General features: G+C 61.7%; 13 protein-coding genes and 2 pseudogenes. All 15 read left to right on the forward strand.

The window, feature by feature from the left end:
• Positions 1 to 407 precede the first annotated feature (407 nt).
• Positions 408 to 746 carry a hypothetical protein gene (locus K6N12_RS14010; protein ID WP_097629293.1) on the forward strand — a complete coding sequence of 113 codons (339 nt, stop codon included), beginning with the start codon at positions 408 to 410 and terminating at the stop codon, positions 744 to 746.
• 142 nt (positions 747 to 888) lie between these two features.
• Positions 889 to 1095, forward strand: coding sequence for a hypothetical protein (locus K6N12_RS14015; protein ID WP_003590425.1), 207 nt, complete (start codon positions 889 to 891; stop codon positions 1093 to 1095).
• 151 nt (positions 1096 to 1246) lie between these two features.
• The gene (locus K6N12_RS14020) at positions 1247 to 2053 is read left to right on the forward strand and encodes a pseudouridine synthase (RefSeq protein ID WP_097629292.1); all 807 of its coding nucleotides are present in this window, start codon (positions 1247 to 1249) and stop codon (positions 2051 to 2053) included.
• Between the two features lie 14 nt (positions 2054 to 2067).
• Positions 2068 to 2750: pseudogene (locus K6N12_RS14025) on the forward strand (phosphoribosyltransferase).
• 102 nt (positions 2751 to 2852) lie between these two features.
• Positions 2853 to 4595 (forward strand): SLC13 family permease, encoded by a 1743-nt coding sequence (locus K6N12_RS14030; protein ID WP_097629290.1) that lies wholly within the window; start codon positions 2853 to 2855, stop codon positions 4593 to 4595.
• Between the two features lie 179 nt (positions 4596 to 4774).
• Entirely contained in the window at positions 4775 to 5719 is a 945-nt protein-coding gene (locus K6N12_RS14035) for a phosphoribosylaminoimidazolesuccinocarboxamide synthase (RefSeq protein WP_097629289.1), read from the forward strand.
• A 104-nt stretch (positions 5720 to 5823) separates the two neighbouring features.
• Complete coding sequence (locus K6N12_RS14040) at positions 5824 to 6426, forward strand: TetR family transcriptional regulator (protein ID WP_097629288.1); 603 nt, start codon at positions 5824 to 5826, stop codon at positions 6424 to 6426.
• Positions 6427 to 6583: 157 nt separating this feature from the next.
• Positions 6584 to 7789, forward strand: coding sequence for an efflux RND transporter periplasmic adaptor subunit (locus K6N12_RS14045; RefSeq protein WP_097629287.1), 1206 nt, complete (start codon positions 6584 to 6586; stop codon positions 7787 to 7789).
• A 47-nt stretch (positions 7790 to 7836) separates the two neighbouring features.
• Positions 7837 to 10947, forward strand: a complete 3111-nt coding sequence (locus K6N12_RS14050) for an efflux RND transporter permease subunit (protein WP_097629286.1) — start codon at positions 7837 to 7839, stop codon at positions 10945 to 10947.
• 150 nt (positions 10948 to 11097) lie between these two features.
• Positions 11098 to 12540, forward strand: a complete 1443-nt coding sequence (locus K6N12_RS14055; protein WP_097629285.1) for an efflux transporter outer membrane subunit — start codon at positions 11098 to 11100, stop codon at positions 12538 to 12540.
• A 175-nt stretch (positions 12541 to 12715) separates the two neighbouring features.
• Positions 12716 to 13760: pseudogene (locus tag K6N12_RS14060) on the forward strand (LacI family DNA-binding transcriptional regulator).
• 1 nt (position 13761) lies between these two features.
• The gene (locus tag K6N12_RS14065; protein WP_097629284.1) at positions 13762 to 14784 is read left to right on the forward strand and encodes an ABC transporter substrate-binding protein; all 1023 of its coding nucleotides are present in this window, start codon (positions 13762 to 13764) and stop codon (positions 14782 to 14784) included.
• Positions 14785 to 14850: 66 nt separating this feature from the next.
• A complete protein-coding gene (locus K6N12_RS14070) occupies positions 14851 to 15678 on the forward strand; it encodes an ABC transporter permease (RefSeq protein WP_097629283.1) in 828 nt (275 codons plus the stop codon).
• A complete protein-coding gene (locus tag K6N12_RS14075; protein WP_097629282.1) occupies positions 15675 to 16454 on the forward strand; it encodes an ABC transporter permease in 780 nt (259 codons plus the stop codon). The genes K6N12_RS14070 and K6N12_RS14075 overlap by 4 nt, the downstream gene beginning before the upstream one ends.
• Entirely contained in the window at positions 16447 to 17472 is a 1026-nt protein-coding gene (locus tag K6N12_RS14080) for an ABC transporter ATP-binding protein (RefSeq protein WP_097629281.1), read from the forward strand. Before K6N12_RS14075 ends, K6N12_RS14080 begins: the two co-directional genes overlap by 8 nt.
• The last annotated feature ends 3 nt before the right edge of the window (positions 17473 to 17475 follow it).

Raw genomic sequence — 17475 nt, forward strand, 5'->3', positions numbered from 1 at the left:
TTAGAACGAAAGACTTCGTCGCCAGCAGCGCCGCCGCCCTCGTTCAGTGAGTGGGCTTATAGAACTAACCCTCCCAAACAGTCAACACACATACCCAAAGTTTTTTGACATTTTTGTAACAGGTTGATTCAGCTGGCGTTTTTGTCGGTCGATATTATCCACAGGGCACCCTTTCGGGACGGATTCCCGAAAATTCCTTTATCAGTTGGTCAAAAATCCCTCGAAAAGGCGCCCCCGGCCACCGAAAGATAACGAGAAAACAGCGGCTTGAGCGGATTTATGGTTAATGGAGGATTAAACTGCTTCCCGCCGCGAGCTTTAAATTTCCGTCACAAATCAACGGCAGACATTTCGGAACCTATCGCCGTCTTAGGTGTTGTCTTTCCCATTGAAGGAAGGAGACCGATATGGCTGCCAACACCGATGATATCAGAGCATCTGTCAGCAAGGACATTACCGCACTCCAGCAGGAAGTCTCGCGCCTGCAGAAGATGATTTCCGCTCAAGGCGCCGAAGCCTATTACGAAGTGCGCGGCCGCGCCGGCAAGGCTTATGACGAGGCCCTGCCCCGCGCTAAGAAAGCCGTCGCCCAGATCAGAGCCGAAGGGTCAGCTGCTGCCGGCGCCGCCCGCGAACACCCGACCGCAGCGACCACTGCGCTGGTGCTTGCAGGCGCTATTGGATTCCTCGCCGGCTATCTGCTGTCCGGCAGTTCGCAGCCGGAGCCTCGCCATTGGTGGCGGTAAGGCTCCGCCGCATCCGCTGAAAAATCATATTTTTACGCACCCGCCGATCCGTTTTTCGGCAGGGTGCGTAAATGCTTATGTCTTAGAAAAACCAATTTTTAATGCGATTGATGGGAACATAAAAAACGACAGGGAGGACAACATGGAAAACAAGAGGGCCAATTGCATCATTGAAGTCAGCGTCGATGGCGTTAACGGCCGTTACGCGGTCGGCATCATGAACATGCGCCAGGCACTCGACCTGCCCGAAATGCCAAGTCTGTCGTATACGCATCCGGACCCGGTCAAGGCCGCCGCGGGTATCGTTGTCAGCCGCAAGGAACTTGCCGGCTTTATGGCCTGCCGCTGAACCAGCGCAAGTCTGCCATGCCGTAACAGCGCTTCCACCAAAGCGCTGGCGTTTTTTAACGCGTCTCTTCTGCCCACTTTTTCTTTGCCTTGCTGGCATCCTTGCGCCGTTCATGCCAAGAGAAGGCATCGAGGCAGTATAAGGACAGCAGATGAGGGAACGGCGCCCATCGCATAAGACGCGTGAGCGGACAAAGCCCGCCGTCGGCGCCGCGGCCAAGCGTGTCACCCTCCCCCGCGCCCTTTCCAAACTTGGTTATTGCTCCCGCACCCAGGCCGAACGGCTGATTGCCGAGAGCCGCGTTGCCGTCGACGGCCGCACCGTCAGCGATATCTCCGCCTGGGTCGACCTTGCTACCGCCAAGATCAGTGTCGACGGCCTCGTCATTGCCGCCGAAGCGAAAATCTATCTGATGCTTAACAAGCCCCGCGGGCTCGTCACCACCCGCGACGATCCCGAAGGCAGGCCGACGGTCTATGATTGCCTGAGGGATTTCGACATCCCGCATCTCTCTCCGGTCGGCCGGCTCGACAAGGCGAGCGAGGGGCTGCTGCTGTTCACCAATGACACGGAATTCGCCCAGATCCTTCTCGATCCGGTCACCCACGTGACGAAGACCTATCATGTCCAGATAGACCGGATCATGGACGATGAGGGCATTGCCGCCATGACATCGGGCATCCGCCACGACGGCGAACTGCTGACGGCAACCGCCGCGCGGCGCCTCCGCCAGGGCGACCGGAATTCATGGATCGAGGTCGAGCTCGACGAGGGCCGCAACCGCCAGATCCGCCGCATGCTGGAGGCGCTCGGGACCGAATGCCTGCGCCTCGTGCGCGTTGCGATCGGCAGGCTCGAGCTCGGCGAACTGCCGAAAGGCGCCGTGCGCGCGCTGACCGAGGCGGAGTTACAGTCGTTGCGCCGGAAAACCGGGATCGAGAAGGCGAGACGCAATTGACTAATCAAAGGGATATGGCGCCGCACGATTTCTGGCAGGAGGTTCATCCGCCCGAGACCTTTGCCGTCGACGGCGAATTCGCCTCCTTCTACGTCGCCGTCCTGGAAGACGGCCGTCAGGTTCGCCTGCCGATCCGCGTGCTGCGGACGGCGATCACGCTCTCGCCTCGCTGATCATCAACCAGGCGAGCTTCGCCGTGCTCGATGTGCTCACCGAAAGCCTCGCCGAAAAGATCCGGCCCATGCGCATCGACGTCGTCGCCGGCCTGCCAACGCTCGGCCTGACGCTTGCCGCCGCCGTTGCGCAGAAGCTCGGCCACAGCCGTTATGTTCCGCTCGGCACCTCGCGCAAATTCTGGTACCGCGACGAGCTTTCCGTCCCCCTGTCCTCGATCACCACGCCGACACAGCAGAAGCGCCTTTATATCGATCCGCGCATGCTGCCGCTGCTTGCCGGACGGCGCGTCGCTCTGATCGACGACGTCATTTCCAGCGGCGCCTCGATCGTCGCGGCTCTTGATCTGCTCGAGGTCTGCGGCATCGAACCGGTCGTCATCGGCGCGGCCATGCTGCAGTCGCAGCGCTGGCGCGAAAGCCTTGCTGCCGCCGGCCCGCGATGGATCGCACGCACCGTCGGCGTCTTCACAACGCCCATATTGGAGCGGAACGCCGCAGGCCGGTGGCAGACACCCGCCTGAGGCGATACATGAGGATTGGTCAATCTTTGCCCGAGGGCACCTCTGTACAGCGCAGGAGGAACGATTACAGTCTGCCCAATCGATGAAACACCGGATCCACGCATGACGTTCGAGCAAGCATCCCTGCTGATCCTCCTGCTGGCGATGCTCGTTCTCTTCTCTTTCGATCGCATCCGCATCGAGGTGATTTCGATCGCTGGCCTGCTCGCCGGCTATTCGCTCGGACTTTATCCCGCCGACCACATCTTCACCGGCTTTGCCAGTCCCGTTGTCATCACCGTCGTCGAGATCCTGCTGATCGTCCAGGTGCTGGCGCGCGCCGGGCTCTTCGACAATCTCGCCGCCCGTTTCGCCGCCGCCAGGCCTTCGAGCTTCAAGGTCATCGCCGGCGCTTCCTCGCTTGCCGGCTTCATTTCTATCTTCATGAACAATATCGGCGCCTTTGCAATCAGCCTGCCGGTGGCGCTGCGGCTCGGCATGGCGCTGACGATCCCTCGCCGCCAGCTCGTCATGCCGCTCTCGTTTGCGGCGTTGCTCGGCGGTCTCGTTTCGCTGATCGGCACGCCGGCCAACCTGCTCGTCAGCGACGCGCTCGCCAAGGCGACCGGAGCAGGCTTTCACTTCTTCGATTTCGCCTATGTCGGCCTGCCGGTTGCAATCGCCGGCATTCTGCTTATCGCCTTTCGCATCCAGCGTCTCTTTCCTGAACCTGACGAAACGCCGGCAGCGATCTCCCTAGGCACGCGCCGCATCGTCGTCGAGCGCCGCATTCCCGACATTTCGCCGCTGATCGGCATCCGGCTTTCCGATTGTCCGGCGGGTTTCGGCATTAAACCGCACGCGCTCATCCGCGGCGACAATTTCGTCTTCGGTCCGCTCGATCAGTCAGTCATTTCAGCCGGCGACGTGCTGCTTGCCGAAGGCGCCGATGCGGTTTTTGCCGGGCTAGCCGCCACCCAGGCGCTGATCGCCGATGCCCATCCGCATGGCCTCCAGCCGGATTTTTCCCGTGTCGAAGCCGTCGTCATGCCGGAAAGCACGCTGGTCGGTTCGCGCGTCCGCTCGCTTGAAGTGTTCCAAAGCCGCGGCGTCGCAGTCACCGCTCTTTCCATGCGCGCGCCGCGCATCGAAGGCCGTTTCATCGACCTGCAACTATCGATCGGCGATATATTGACACTGGAAGGGCCGCGAACGGCAATCGCCGAAGCGCTGGAAGAAAGCGAGTGCCTGCCGCTCGCCCCGACAGCCCCGGCCGAACCGGCCGTCCTCTCCTGGCGGCCCTTCGCGCTCTTTGTCTGCGGCGTAGCCGCCTCTGCGGCCGGGTTGCCTCCCGACATCGCCTTTGCCGCTGTCGTGCTCGTGCTCGCCTTGCTCAATCACCTGAACATCCGCCAGGCGATGGCCGATCTCAACTGGCCGATCATCATCATGCTGGCAGCGATGATCCCAATCGGCCAGGCGGTGGCAACGACCGGGGCGGCCGAAACGATCGCCGGCTGGCTGAGTCTCGTCGTGCCGGTCAGCCGGCCGCTCTTCGGCATCGCCCTCATCCTCTTCCTCGCCATGGCGCTGACGCCCTTCGTCAACAACGCGACGGTTGCGATCGTCCTGGCCCCGATCGCACTGGAATTCGCCAAAGCCGGCAGCCATGCGCCGGACGCCTATCTGATTGCCGTCGCCGTCGGCGCCTCACTGGATTTTCTGACACCCTTCGGCCATCACAACAACACACTGGCAATGGGCATCGGCGGCTACCGCTTCAGTGACTTCCTGCGCGCCGGCTGGCCGCTTGCCGTCACAAGCTACGGCCTCGCTTTGTTTCTCCTGGCCCTGTTCTGGCTCTGATGCGATAGTTGGGCCACCTTGACTTCCCGGCAATGACTACAGCGCCGAGTGTCTTTCAGACAAGCAAAGAACGCTGTAGCACTTTGAGTGCTGCATAATTTCTTAAATCGATTCCGATTTGAGGAATTTTGCAGTAGAGCAGGAAGCCTTCCCCCCAATCACAAGGACAGTCGAGCGCCGTGCGAATTCTCTCCGAAGCCCATTTCCCGGAACTGCCGAACTACTATCGCGGCAAGGTGCGCGAGAATTACGATCTGCCGGACGGACGCCGCATCATCATCAGCACCGACCGGCTGAGCGCTTTCGACCGCATCCTCACCTGTATTCCTTATAAGGGCCAGGTGCTGACGCAGACGGCACGCTACTGGTTCGAGGCGACGAAGGACATCTGCCCGAACCATGTCCTCGACTATCCCGATGCCAATGTCGTCATCGGCAAGCGGCTAGACATTCTGCCGGTCGAAATTGTCGTGCGCGGTTATCTCGCCGGCACCACCGGCACGTCGATCCTGACGCTCTATAAGAAGGGTGAGCGCGAGATGTACGGCATGCGCCTGCCGGACGGCATGCGCGACAACCAGATCCTGCCCGAACCGGTCATCACCCCGACCAGCAAGGAATTCGACGGCGGCCATGACGAGCCGCTGACGCCTGCCGAAATCGTCAGCCGCGGCCTTCTGACCAAGGAGCAGTGGGAGACACTGTCGCGATACGCGCTCGCGCTCTTCGCCCGCGGCCAGGAGATGGCGGCCAAACGCGGCCTGATCCTCGTCGACACCAAGTATGAATTCGGCACCGACGGCGACGACAACATCATCCTCGCCGACGAGATCCACACGCCTGACAGCAGCCGCTACTGGCTTGCCGAAAGCTATCCGGCCAGTTTTGCCGCCGGAAAACGTCCGGAAAGTTTCGACAAGGATTTCGTCCGCGCCTGGGTGGCGGAGCGCTGCGACCCATATAAGGATGAGATCCCCGAGATTCCCACCGGACTGATCGAACAGACCTCGGCTGTTTATATCAGGGCCTATGAGGCGATCACCGGCGAGCACTTTGTTCCCGACGATAGCGGCGAGACACCGCTTGCCCGCATCCGGCAGAACCTCGCCCCCCACTTCCCCTGAGATGGCAGCGCGCGAAAGCCTCCGGCCGATCATCGGCTTGCGGCATTTCGTGCAATCGCGCTAACATCAGCCAGAAGGATCGGGCCTGGCCCGGCGGGGGACGGATGGCAAGAAGGCCGAGACGCAAGGCCGAGGAAACGCGGGAGGACATTCTCTCGATGGCGGAGATGCTGTTTCGTCAGCGCGGCTATCTCGCGGTGTCGATCGCCGATATCGCCGGCGCGCTGCACATGTCGCCCGCCAATGTCTTCAAGCATTTCCATACCAAAGTCGCCCTGGTCGATGCGATCGCCGGACGCCATCTCGACAATGCTACCGAGCGTTTCGCAGCCTTCGACCAGAACCTGCCCCCGAAGGAGCAATTGCTCCGCTTCGTCCTGCGCCTGCTGGAAGGCCATCTGCAGGACATCCACAAAAATCCCTACATCTTCGAAATGGTGCTTTCGACGATCGAGGCAAAACTCGAGGCCGGCAACCGTTATCGCGCCCGAATCGAGTTGAAGCTGGACGAAATCATCCGAGAGGGTATCGCGGAGGGACGCTATCAGTGCCGCGATCCCGAGCGCGCGGCACGCACGGTCGCAGACCTCCTGGCCTGCGTCCTGCACCCGATCCTGATTGCCCGCGACGACAAGGAAACTCTGGTGCATCGCGCCGAGGACATCGTCGGCTTTGTCGATGCCGCACTGCAAAATAACGCTTGCTAAGTGATGATTGCTGACTTACGTCACTTCGTAAAGCTTTTGTTAAATTCGGATAAAGGCATTTGCAGCCAGATCAATCCTGACGCTTTTACAAGCCTGCGCTCGGCCCGTGCCGAGCCCGTGGATCGAACCGCAATTGCCACCGCACAGGAAATTCAGAATGATACGGCGTGCCCTTCTCATCTCCTCGGCGCTGGCGCTCGGCGTGTTGCTCGCAGCCTGCAGCGACAACGCCAGCAAGCCTGCCGGCAACGCAGGCGCGGCCCAGCCGGCCTCGCCGGTCGGCGTGATCACGCTGAATAAGGGTAGTTTTCCGGTCACCACTATCCTTCCCGGCCGCGCCGAGACCTTCCAGACGGCCGATATCCGGCCGCAGGTGAGCGGCCTCATCCGCGAGATCGCCTTCAAGGAAGGTGGCGAGATCAAGAAGGGCGACCTTCTCTACCAGATCGAGGATGCGCCCTATATTGCTGCCGTTGAGCAGGCCAAGGCGGCGATCTCCAAGGCCGAGGCGAGTGTGCCGAGCGCTGAAAGCAATCTCGACCGCTACCAGCGCCTCGTCGGCAGCGGCGCCACTCAGATCGAATTCGAAACCGCCAAGACGACGCTGCTTCAGGCCAAGGCCGAAGTCGAGTCGGCGAAGGCCGCACTGTCCGCCGCGCAGATTGATCTCGACCACACCAGGATCATCGCGCCCTTCGACGGCATCATCGACCAGACCGCCTATAATGTCGGCAACGTCGTCTCGGCCAATCAGACGACGGCGCTGACGACGATCCGCCAGCTCGATCCGATCTATATTTCGCTGACGGAATCGAGCACCAACCTCTTGAAGCTGCGCGATGCGATGGCCGCCGGCGACATCAAGGGTGCAGCCAATGTCGTCTTCCACCTGATCCTCGAAGACGGCAAGGAATACAACCAGCAGGGCAAGCTCGACATGTCGAAGCAGGTGGTCAGTGAGACCACGGGCACCTTCATCATCCGCGTGCTCTTTCCCAATCCCGACCGGGTCGTGCTGCCCGGCATGTATGTCCGGGCGACCGTCGAACTCGGCGCGGAGAACGGTTATGCGCTGCCGCAGTTGGCAACGAGCCGCGACGCCAACGGCCGGCTGACGGCGCAGTTCGTTTCGGCCGAGGGCAAGGTCGAGACCCGTGCTTTCGAAAACAGCTCGCCCTCCAACAATTCCTGGCTCGTGACCGAAGGCATCAAGGACGGTGATCAGCTGATCGTCAGCGGTCTGCAATCGATCACGTCAGGCATGCCGGTGAAACCGGTCCCGATGAAGATCACCGACAACGGCGTGGTCGTGGCTGCCGATCAGCCCGCGGCCGGTGACGCGCAGAAGCCCGCAGCGAATTAATCGCTTCGAGCCCCCGACGTCACCGTTCAGCCGCACAGGAACAACCGATGGCCAAGTTTTTCATCCGACGTCCGATTTTCGCCTGGGTCATTGCGATCACCATCATGCTCGCCGGCCTGCTGGCGATCTTCACGCTGTCGATCTCGCAATATCCCGACATCGCTCCGACGACGGTCCGCATCAACGCCACCTATCGGGGTGCGAGTGCCGAGACCGTCGAGAAATCGGTGACGACGATCATCGAGGATGGCATGACCGGCCTCGACGACCTGACCTACATGACCTCGACCTCGTCGACAGGTTCGGCCAGCATCCAGCTGACCTTCGGAACGAGCGCCGACCCGGATATCGCCCAGGTGCAGGTGCAGAACAAGCTGCAGCTGGTTCAGTCGCAGCTTCCGAGCGACGTCATCGATGCCGGCATCAGCGTCACCCGCTCGACCTCGAGCATCCTTCTGGTCGGCTCGCTGGTTTCCACCGACGGCAAGCGCAACTCGGTCGACCTCGGCAACATTCTGTCGACCTCGATCGAGGATCAGATCCAGCGCCTGGAAGGCGTCGGCAGCATCAACGTTTTCGGTTCGGGATATGCCATGCGCGTCTGGCTCGATCCCTTCAAGCTGCTGAAATATCAGTTGACGCCCAGCGACGTCACCGCGGCCATCCAGGCGCAGAACACCCAGGTTTCCGTCGGTTCGCTCGGCGCCCAGCCGGCCATTCCCGGCCAGCAGATAAACGTCACCATCACCGCGCAAAGCCAGCTGACCACCGTCGCCGATTTTGAGCACATCATCCTGAAGGTCGAGAAGGATGGCGCGACGGTCCGCTTGAGCGACGTCTCGCGCATCGAGATCGGCCAGGAAAGCTATGGCGGCAATTCGCGTTACAACGGCCAGCCCTCGACCGGTTTTGCCGTCAATCTCGCGATTGGCGCCAACGCCATCGATACCGCCGCCCGCGTGCGCTCGGCGCTCGATGTTATCGGCCGCGGCCTGCCGCCAGGTGTGGAGATCACCTATCCCTACGACACGACGCCCTTCGTCGAGCTGTCGATCGAAAAGGTCGTGCACACGCTGATCGAAGCGATAGTGCTCGTTTTCGTCGTCCTTCTCATCTTCCTGCAGAACCTGCGGGCGACGCTGATCCCGACGATTGCCGTTCCTGTGGTGCTGCTCGGCACCTTCGGGGTGCTGGCGGTCACCGGCTACTCGATCAATACCTTGACAATGTTCGCCATGGTGCTGGCGATCGGCCTTCTCGTCGACGACGCTATCGTCGTCGTCGAAAACGTCGAACGCATCATGTCCGAAGAGAAGCTCTCGCCGATCGAGGCGACGGAAAAATCGATGGGCGAGATCACCGGCGCCATTGTCGGCATCGCGCTCGTATTGACCGCCGTATTCATTCCGATGGCCTTCTTCGGCGGTTCGACCGGCATTATCTATCGCCAGTTCTCGATCACCATCGTCTCGGCCATGCTGCTGTCGGCGCTCGTCGCGCTCGTGCTGACGCCGGCCCTTTGCGCCACGATGCTGAAACCGGTCGGCGAACACAGGAAGCACCGTGTCGGCGACTGGTTCAACCGCAACTTCACGCGCTCGACCAACGGTTATATCGGCGCCATCGGCTATCTGTTGAAACGGCCGATCCGCGTCATGGTGGTCTTCCTGCTCGTCGGCGCCGGCTGCGCCTATCTCTTCACCCGCCTGCCGAGCTCCTTCCTGCCGCAGGAAGACCAGGGCGTGCTGCTGACGATCGTCACCACGCCGCCGGGCTCGACCACCCAGCAGACCCAGGCAGTGGTCGAGAAGGTCGAGAAATATTACCGTGAAAACGAGAAGGACGCGGTCGAATCCGTGTTCGGCGCGCTCGGCTTCGGCTTCAACGGATCCGGCCAGAACAGCGCCATCGTCTTCACCAAGCTCAAGGATTTCGCAAAACGCACCGATCCCAAGCTCAGCGCCCAATCGGTCGTCAACCGTGCGCTCGGCAATTTCTTTGCGATCCGCGAGGCGCAGGTTTTCGCCCTCCTGCCGCCGGCGATCCAGGGTCTTGGCGTATCGAGCGGCTTCTCCATGTATCTCGTCGATACCGGTGGCCACGGCAATGACGCCTTGACAGCCGCCTCCAAGCGGCTGATTCAGATGGGCAACACCTCGGGCAAGATCGTGGCGCTGCGCACCAGCAACAAGGAAGTCGAGCCGCAGATGCGAATCGTGCTCGATCAGGAGAAGATCGGCGCCATGGGCGTCGACATCGCCTCGGTCAATTCGATGCTGTCGATCATCTTCACCGGCCGCGACGTCAACGACTTCACCCTGAACGGCGAAATCAAACCGGTCTACGTCGAGGGCGATGCCCCCTTCCGCATGCAGCCCGATGACCTCAACCACTGGTATGCGCGCAACAACGACGGCGAAATGGTGCCCTTCTCCGCCTTTACCAAGACGGAATGGGTGAAGGGTGCGCCCTCGCTTGCCCGCTTCAACGCCGTCAGCGCCATCCCGCTCGACGGGGCTTCGGCTCCCGGAGTGTCGTCCGGCGATGCGATGAACCAGATGGAAGCGCTGACCGAACAGCTCGGCGGCGGGTATACGGTCGCATGGCAGGGCATTTCCTATCAGGAGCGCCTTTCCGGGTCACAGGCGCCGATGCTCTATGCGATCTCCGTTTTGGTCGTCTTCCTTTGCCTGGCAGCACTTTACGAAAGCTGGTCGATTCCCTTCTCGGTGATCATGGCGGTGCCCGTCGGCATTCTCGGAGCGCTGACGGCAGCAACGCTCTTCGGTCAGGCGAACGATGTCTATTTCAAAGTCGGCCTGCTGACGACCATCGGGCTGGCGGCGAAGAACGCGATCCTGATCGTCGAGTTCGCCAAGGACCGCATGGAAAGCGGCATGGGGCTCTACGAGGCGACATTGGAAGCGGCGAGATTGCGCCTGCGGCCGATCATCATGACCTCGCTTGCTTTCATTCTCGGCGTTGTGCCGCTGGCGATCGCGACAGGCGCGGGTTCGGCGGCACAGAACGCCATCGGTATCGGCGTTCTCGGCGGCATGCTGGCGGCGACGATGCTCGGAATTTTCTTCGTGCCGTCGTTTTTCGTCGTCATCCGACGCATCTTTGCCACAGGCGGCAAAAATGCGGCAGGAGTGTGATATAAATGCACTGTGATAATGCTGTCGGCGTTGCTACATTGCGCCCGACTGCTTCGGAATGGTGTTTTTGGTAAAACGAGGCGCGGCGGCCGATAGTGAAGCATGAAGCTTCGGACAAGAATTGACTTGCTCGAGTACAGGATGAAATGAATGGTATCTCTTCGTTTTGCCGCTACACCGGCATTATTGTTATTGTTGTCGGGCTGCGTTGTTGGCCCGGATCATGTTCCTCCTGAGATGCCGCTGCCCGCTAAATTCGGAGAGGGCGGAACGAAGAGTGTAGGCGATGTTGCTACTGCCGCCTGGTGGACCGCCTTCAACGACCCCAAACTGAATGGCTATGTCAAGGCCGGCCTCGATCAGAACCTAACTGTCCAGCAGGCGATCGAGCGCATCAATGCGGCCTCCGCCAACGTCACCACCGCCGGTGCCGGCGCCCTGCCGAACCTGACGGTCGGCGGCTCGCACACGATCAGCGGCCAGAAGGGCGAGCTGCGCACGCAGTTCGACACGCGCAACACCAGTGCCGGCGACGTCCAGCTGAGCTGGTTGCTCGATCTCTTCGGCCTCTACAAGCGCAGCACCGAGAGCGCGCTTGCTTCGCTCGATTCCGCCTACGCATCCGCCGATGTCGCCAAGCTGACCCTGGTGCAGGATCTCGTCTCGAGCTATATCGACGTTCGCTACTATCAACAGCGCCTGGCGCTCTCGAGAGCCAACCTGAAGTCGCGTCAGGAAACCTACGAGCTCACCAAATTCCAGCTTGAAGCCGGCGCCGCCTCGCGTCTTGACGTCGTCCAGGCCGAAGGCCTGGTACAATCGACGCTCGCCGAAATTCCCGGCCTCGAAACCAACATCCGCATATCAGCCCATCACATTGCCACGTTGCTCGGCCTGCCGGCCTCGGCCCTCGTCGACGAATTGCTGAAGGGTCATGGACAGCCCGTATTCCGGGGCGGCATCAACTCCGGCATCCCGGCAGACCTGATCCGCAACCGTCCCGACGTTCGCGTCGCGGAGCGCGATCTCGCCGCGGCAACGGCCAATATCGGTGTTGCCCAGGCACAGCTTTATCCGAGCATCTCGCTCAGCGGTTCGATCTCGCCGTCCTACATCAACCAGCGCGGCATCCATGGCGGCCTGACGCCTTGGTCCTTCGGTCCGACCCTCAACCTGCCGATCTTCGATGGCGGCCGCCTGCGCGCCAACGTCAAGTCTGCACAGTCCGACGCCGCGACCGCCTACCTCAACTGGAAATCGACGGTGCTGACCTCCGTCGAGCAGGTTGAGAACGCGCTAGCCGCTGTCCGGCGTGACGCCCGCACGGTCTCGGCACTCCAGGCCCAGGTGAAGACCACGCAGGAAACCCTCGAACTGTCGACTGCATCTTACAAGGACGGCGCCTCTTCGTTGCTCGACGTTCTCGACGCGCAGCGCCAGGTTTCGCTCGCCCAGGCAAGCCTTGCCCAGGCAGTTCAGCAGATGGCCAAGGACTATGTCTCCCTCAACATCGCGGTCGGCGGCGGCTATGCCCCCGGCGGCAAGACGACCGTAGCCAACACCACTGTCGTGGTAAAGCCGGCCAAGACCTGATCGGCTGCCTTGTGCCGTCTGGACATACACAGCCCCGCGATCGTCTCGCGGGGCTTTTTTCATATCGGCCGAGTTTGTATCGCGGATAATGCGCAATAAGATGAATTGGGAATCGACAAGCGAAAAGAGCTGAGGTAAAGCTCTGATTAAACGATTAATCAGAGCGCCGTCGATCATGGCTTCATCGCGTTCGGGACCGAACCTCAGCAGGATAGCGACGTCTCTCGGCGTCTCCGTCGCCACCGTCTCCAATGCGCTATCAGGCAAGGGCCGCGTCTCCGGCCAACTGGTCGAAAGGATTCGCGAGCATGCCGCCGAGCTCGGTTATGTCCCGAGCCAGGCCGGGCGGGCGCTCCGGACCGGCCGCAGCGGCGTTCTCGGCCTGGTGCTGCCCGATATCGCCAATCCGCTGTTCCCAAAGATCGCCCAGGCGATCGAATTCGCCGCCTCTGCCGCCGGTTACGGCGTGCTGATCGCCGATTCCCGCGGCGAGGTCGCCACCCAGACCGAGGCGATCAATCGGCTGGTCGAGCGCGGCGTCGACGGCATGGTCGTCATTCCCCGCCGCGCCACCCGCATCTCTTCGGCCGTCTGTCCTGTCGCCGTCATCGATACCCCATCGACGTCAGGCAACACAGTTGCTGCCGACCATTGGCAGGGGGGCAGCGAAATCGCCAGCCATCTCGCCGGCCTTGGCCATCGCCGCATCCTCATCATCGGCAACAATCAGGAATCCAGCGTCCAGAACGACCGCGCCGATGGCATCCGCTCCAGCATGCGCCCGGACATGCATGCGGAAACACTGTGGATCGACAGGCTCGAGCGGGATAGCGGCAGCGGCTGCCCGCTCGGTCTCGCCGAAAAAGTCAGGCAGGGTTTCACCGCCTTCGCAGCCCTCTCCGACCTGCAGGCGCTACGGGCGCTGACAGAGTTGCAGCAGGCCGGCGTCAACATTCCCGCCGATGTCAGCGTCACCGGCTTCGACGATCTCATCTGGTCGCCGGTCGTTACGCCGTCGTTGACGACGGTTCGTATGGACATGGACGCTATTGCCGGGATTGCCGTGTCGGCACTGGTGGATACCATAAGGGCGAGCAGCATCCGGCAGGGCATGCTCGTGACCGCCGAGGTCGACCGTGTCCCCATGCAGCTGATCGTCCGCCAATCATCCGGGCCTTGCGGACCCGGCACAAAAAACCTCAGAGATGGAGAACATGTAAGATGAAAAAAGCGCTCATTGCCTCGGCAGCACTCGCCGCCCTATCTCCGTTCGGAGCAACAGCAGCGGACCGCACATTGACCATCTCGGTCTATGCTTTTGCACAAGACGATTTCAAAACTCTGGTCTATGATCCCTTCGAAGCCAAATGCGGCTGCAAGCTCGTGGTCGAGACAGGCAATAGCGTCGAGCGTCTGGCCAAGATGGAAGCGAACAAGGCCAATCCCGTCGTCGACCTCGCCGCCGTTTCCATGGCCGATGCACTGGCTGCCTCCCGTGCAAGCCTGATCGACAAGGTCGACACCGCTAAGCTCGCCAATTTCGCCAAGCTCTACGACGTCGCCAAGGATCCGAACGGCGACGGCATGAGCGTCGGTTACACTTTCTATGCCACCTCGATCGCCTATCGTTCCGACAAGATGAAGATCGACTCCTGGGCCGATCTCCTGAAGCCGGAATATGTCGGCCACGTCGCCTTTCCGAACGTGACGACCAACCAGGGGCCGCCGGCGCTCTACATGCTGGGCCAGGCGCTCGGAAAGGACACGCCCGATCTGAAGGGTCCGATCGAGGCGCTGGGCGAGAAGAAGGACGACATCGTCACCTTCTACGAAAAATCCTCGCAGCTCGTACAGCTGATGCAGCAGGAGGAGATTTGGGCAGCGCCGATCGGCCGTTTCTCCTGGGCAGGCTTTACCAAGCTCGACGTTCCAGTCGCCTGGGCAACGCCGAAAGAGGGTCAGACCGGCGGCATGAATGTGCTGGTGCTGACGAAAGGTTCGAAGAACCAGGATCTCGCCTTGCAGTTCATGGATTTCTGGCTTTCGACCGACATCCAGACCAAACTCGCCGAAAAGCTGGTCGACAGTCCAGCAAACAGCGAGGTCAAGCTTTCCGAAGCCGCCGCCAACAACCTCACCTATGGCGAAGAAACGGCCAAGAGCCTCAAGCTGATCCCTTCGGCCGTCGCACTCGACAACCGCGCCGGCTGGCTGAAGTCATGGAACGACAAGGTCGGCCAGTAAGGCCTGCGTGAGAACCGGTCCCGGCGCCCTGCCGGGACCATCCTCTGTCCGCTCGAAAGGCGCCTCATGTTCCAGAACCGCGCAGAAGCCATGGCGCTGGCCTTGCCGGCAGCCGTCTTCGCGACCGTGGTCTTCCTGCTGCCCGTCGCAGTCTTGCTGTCGGAGGGCTTCCGTGCCGGCGGCGCCTGGACACTGTCGGCCTATGCCGGTTTCTTCTCCGAGACGCTGAACCGCACCGTTTTCCTGCGCAGCTTCCGGCTCGGCCTCGAAGTCACCGCCGTCTCGGCGGTCATCGGTTATGCCGCAGCCTTTGCTATTGTGAACCTGCCGCCGACTGGCAAGGGTCGCATGATCGGCCTCATCACCCTGCCGCTGATGATCTCGCCGGTGGCGCGCACCTATGCCTGGATCGTCATTCTCGGCCGCACCGGCATCGTCAACCAGGCGATAACGGGCCTCGGCCTCAGCGGCGAGCCGCTGCGGCTGCTGTTCACCGAGACCGCCGTGTTCATCGGCCTCCTGCAGCTCTTTCTGCCGCTGATGATCCTCTCCTTGATCAGTGCGCTCGAGAACATGCCGAAGGATGCGATTCCCGCTGCCCGCGTGCTCGGCGCCAACTGGTTCCAGGTCTTTTGGAAAGTCATCCTGCCGCTGACCAGGGAAGGCCTCGTCGTCGGCGGCACGCTTGTCTTCACCGGATCGCTGACCGCCTATATCACCCCTGCCGTGCTCGGCGGCTCCAAGGTGCTGATGTTGGAAACGCTGCTGTATCAGCAGGTTTCCGTCGCCAATGATTTCGTCTCGGCCAGCGTCATCGCCTTCATCCTGATCATCATGAGCTTTGCGGCCAACATCCTGCTGAAACGGCTTGCGACGGCAAGGAGCCGCCGATGACCCTGCGCCTGTTTTCGCCCATTGTGCTTTTCCTGCTGTTGGTCTTTCTGATCGGTCCCTTCCTGATCATCATCGCCGCGTCGCTGTCGGCAGGCGATACGCTGGCCTTCCCGCCGCAAGGACTGTCGCTGCGCTGGGTGATGAAGGTGTTCACCGTCGAGAGTTTCCGCGACAGCTTCGCCATGTCGATGTTCCTTGCCGTCTTCGGGACGCTCGCAGCCCTCGTCCTCGGCATCCCGGCCGCCTATGCCCTGTCGCGCTACCGGCTGCCGGCGGCCGAAACCGTCCGCACCGTCGTCTCGCTGCCGATCATCGTGCCCGGCATCATCGTCGGCCTGGCGCTGCTGCGTTATCTCGTCGTGCCCTTCGGCTTCAACATCACGCTGGCGCTCTTCTTTGCCCATACCGCCCTTGTACTGCCCTATGCCGTGCGCGTCGTCTCGGCGAGCCTCGACAATCTGCGCTCGGATATCGAGGAGGCCGCCGTCCTGCTCGGCTCCTCCAGGCTCGGCGCCTTCTTCCGCGTGGTGATACCGAATATCCGCGGCGGCATTCTTGCAGCCTTCATCCTCGGCTTTGTTACCAGCTTCAACCAGGTGCCTGTCTCCCTCTTCCTTTCCGGTCCCGGCGTCAGGACGCTGCCGGTCGACATGCTCGGCTACATGGAAACCACCTACGACCCGTCCATTGCGGCGCTCTCCGCCCTTCTCGCCTTTCTCTCCATCGGCATCGTCTTCCTCGCCGAACGTTTCCTGGGATTCTCGCGTTATGTCTGATGCCTATCTTCAACTCGACAAGCTGACGCTTGCCTATGGCGATACGGTTGCGGTCGGAAATCTCGACCTCGCGATCGGCAAGGGCGAACTGGTGGCGCTGCTCGGCCCCTCGGGCTGCGGCAAGACGACAACGATGCGCGCCATCGCCGGCCTGCTGACGCCTGCCTCCGGCCGCATCCGCCTCGACGGCGCCGATATCACCCGCGTCTCAGCCAACAAACGCGCCGTCGGCCTCGTCTTCCAGTCCTACGCGCTTTTCCCGCATCTGACGGTCCATGAGAATGTCGCTTTCGGCCTGCGTCTCAAAGGCATCTCGGGCGCCGATCTCGACGCCCGCGTCGGCGCTGGCCTCAAATCCGTCGGCCTCGCCGCCTTCGCGAGCCGCAAGCCGGCCGAACTCTCCGGCGGCCAGCAGCAGCGTGTGGCCCTCGCCCGCTCAATGGTGATGGAGCCGAAAGTGCTGCTGCTTGACGAGCCGCTCTCCAATCTCGATGCCCGGCTACGCCTCGAAATGCGCGCCGAATTGCAGCGCGTCCAGAAGGAAACCGGGGTCACCATGATCTTCGTGACTCACGATCAGGTGGAGGCTTTGGCGCTCGCCGACCGCATCGTCGTCATGCTGAACGGCGGCATTGAGCAGATCGGTACGCCTGAGGAGATCTACAATCATCCCGCCTCCGCCTTCGTCGCCGATTTCGTCGGCTTCGAGAATGTCTTTGCGCTGAAGGATGGAAAGCTTGCGACGCCGAACGGCCCAGTCGCGCTTTCCGCTCCGGTCGCAGACGCCGGGGCGGGCCTCGCCTGGCGTCCGCGCATGGTGAACCTTGGCTCCGGTCCATTCCAGGGCACCGTGCGCGGCACCTCTTTCGCCGGCAATACCCGCGAATATCTCCTTGATACGCCGCTTGGGCCCATCAAGGCCGAGATCGATGCACGCCTGCCGCCGCACGAGATCGGCAGCGCGCTCGCCTTCGACCTGCCGGTTGCCGGTGCGGCCAACCTCAAACGGTTCGGGTGAAGT

Source organism: Rhizobium redzepovicii (genome assembly GCF_019793435.1).
GTDB classification, from domain to species: domain Bacteria; phylum Pseudomonadota; class Alphaproteobacteria; order Rhizobiales; family Rhizobiaceae; genus Rhizobium; species Rhizobium redzepovicii.

Excerpts from the sequence above, each read along its gene's own strand:
- K6N12_RS14050 (WP_097629286.1), top strand. The coding sequence starts at position 7,837 with ATGGCCAAGTTTTTCATCCGACGTCCGATTTTCGCCTGGGTCATTGCG.
- K6N12_RS14055 (WP_097629285.1), top strand. The coding sequence starts at position 11,098 with ATGGTATCTCTTCGTTTTGCCGCTACACCGGCATTATTGTTATTGTTG.
- K6N12_RS14040 (WP_097629288.1), top strand. The coding sequence starts at position 5,824 with ATGGCAAGAAGGCCGAGACGCAAGGCCGAGGAAACGCGGGAGGACATT.
- K6N12_RS14030 (WP_097629290.1), top strand. The coding sequence starts at position 2,853 with ATGACGTTCGAGCAAGCATCCCTGCTGATCCTCCTGCTGGCGATGCTC.
- K6N12_RS14075 (WP_097629282.1), top strand. The coding sequence starts at position 15,675 with ATGACCCTGCGCCTGTTTTCGCCCATTGTGCTTTTCCTGCTGTTGGTC.
- K6N12_RS14020 (WP_097629292.1), top strand. The coding sequence starts at position 1,247 with ATGAGGGAACGGCGCCCATCGCATAAGACGCGTGAGCGGACAAAGCCC.
- K6N12_RS14045 (WP_097629287.1), top strand. The coding sequence starts at position 6,584 with ATGATACGGCGTGCCCTTCTCATCTCCTCGGCGCTGGCGCTCGGCGTG.
- K6N12_RS14065 (WP_097629284.1), top strand. The coding sequence starts at position 13,762 with ATGAAAAAAGCGCTCATTGCCTCGGCAGCACTCGCCGCCCTATCTCCG.
- K6N12_RS14015 (WP_003590425.1), top strand. The coding sequence starts at position 889 with ATGGAAAACAAGAGGGCCAATTGCATCATTGAAGTCAGCGTCGATGGC.
- K6N12_RS14070 (WP_097629283.1), top strand. The coding sequence starts at position 14,851 with ATGTTCCAGAACCGCGCAGAAGCCATGGCGCTGGCCTTGCCGGCAGCC.
- K6N12_RS14080 (WP_097629281.1), top strand. The coding sequence starts at position 16,447 with ATGTCTGATGCCTATCTTCAACTCGACAAGCTGACGCTTGCCTATGGC.
- K6N12_RS14010 (WP_097629293.1), top strand. The coding sequence starts at position 408 with ATGGCTGCCAACACCGATGATATCAGAGCATCTGTCAGCAAGGACATT.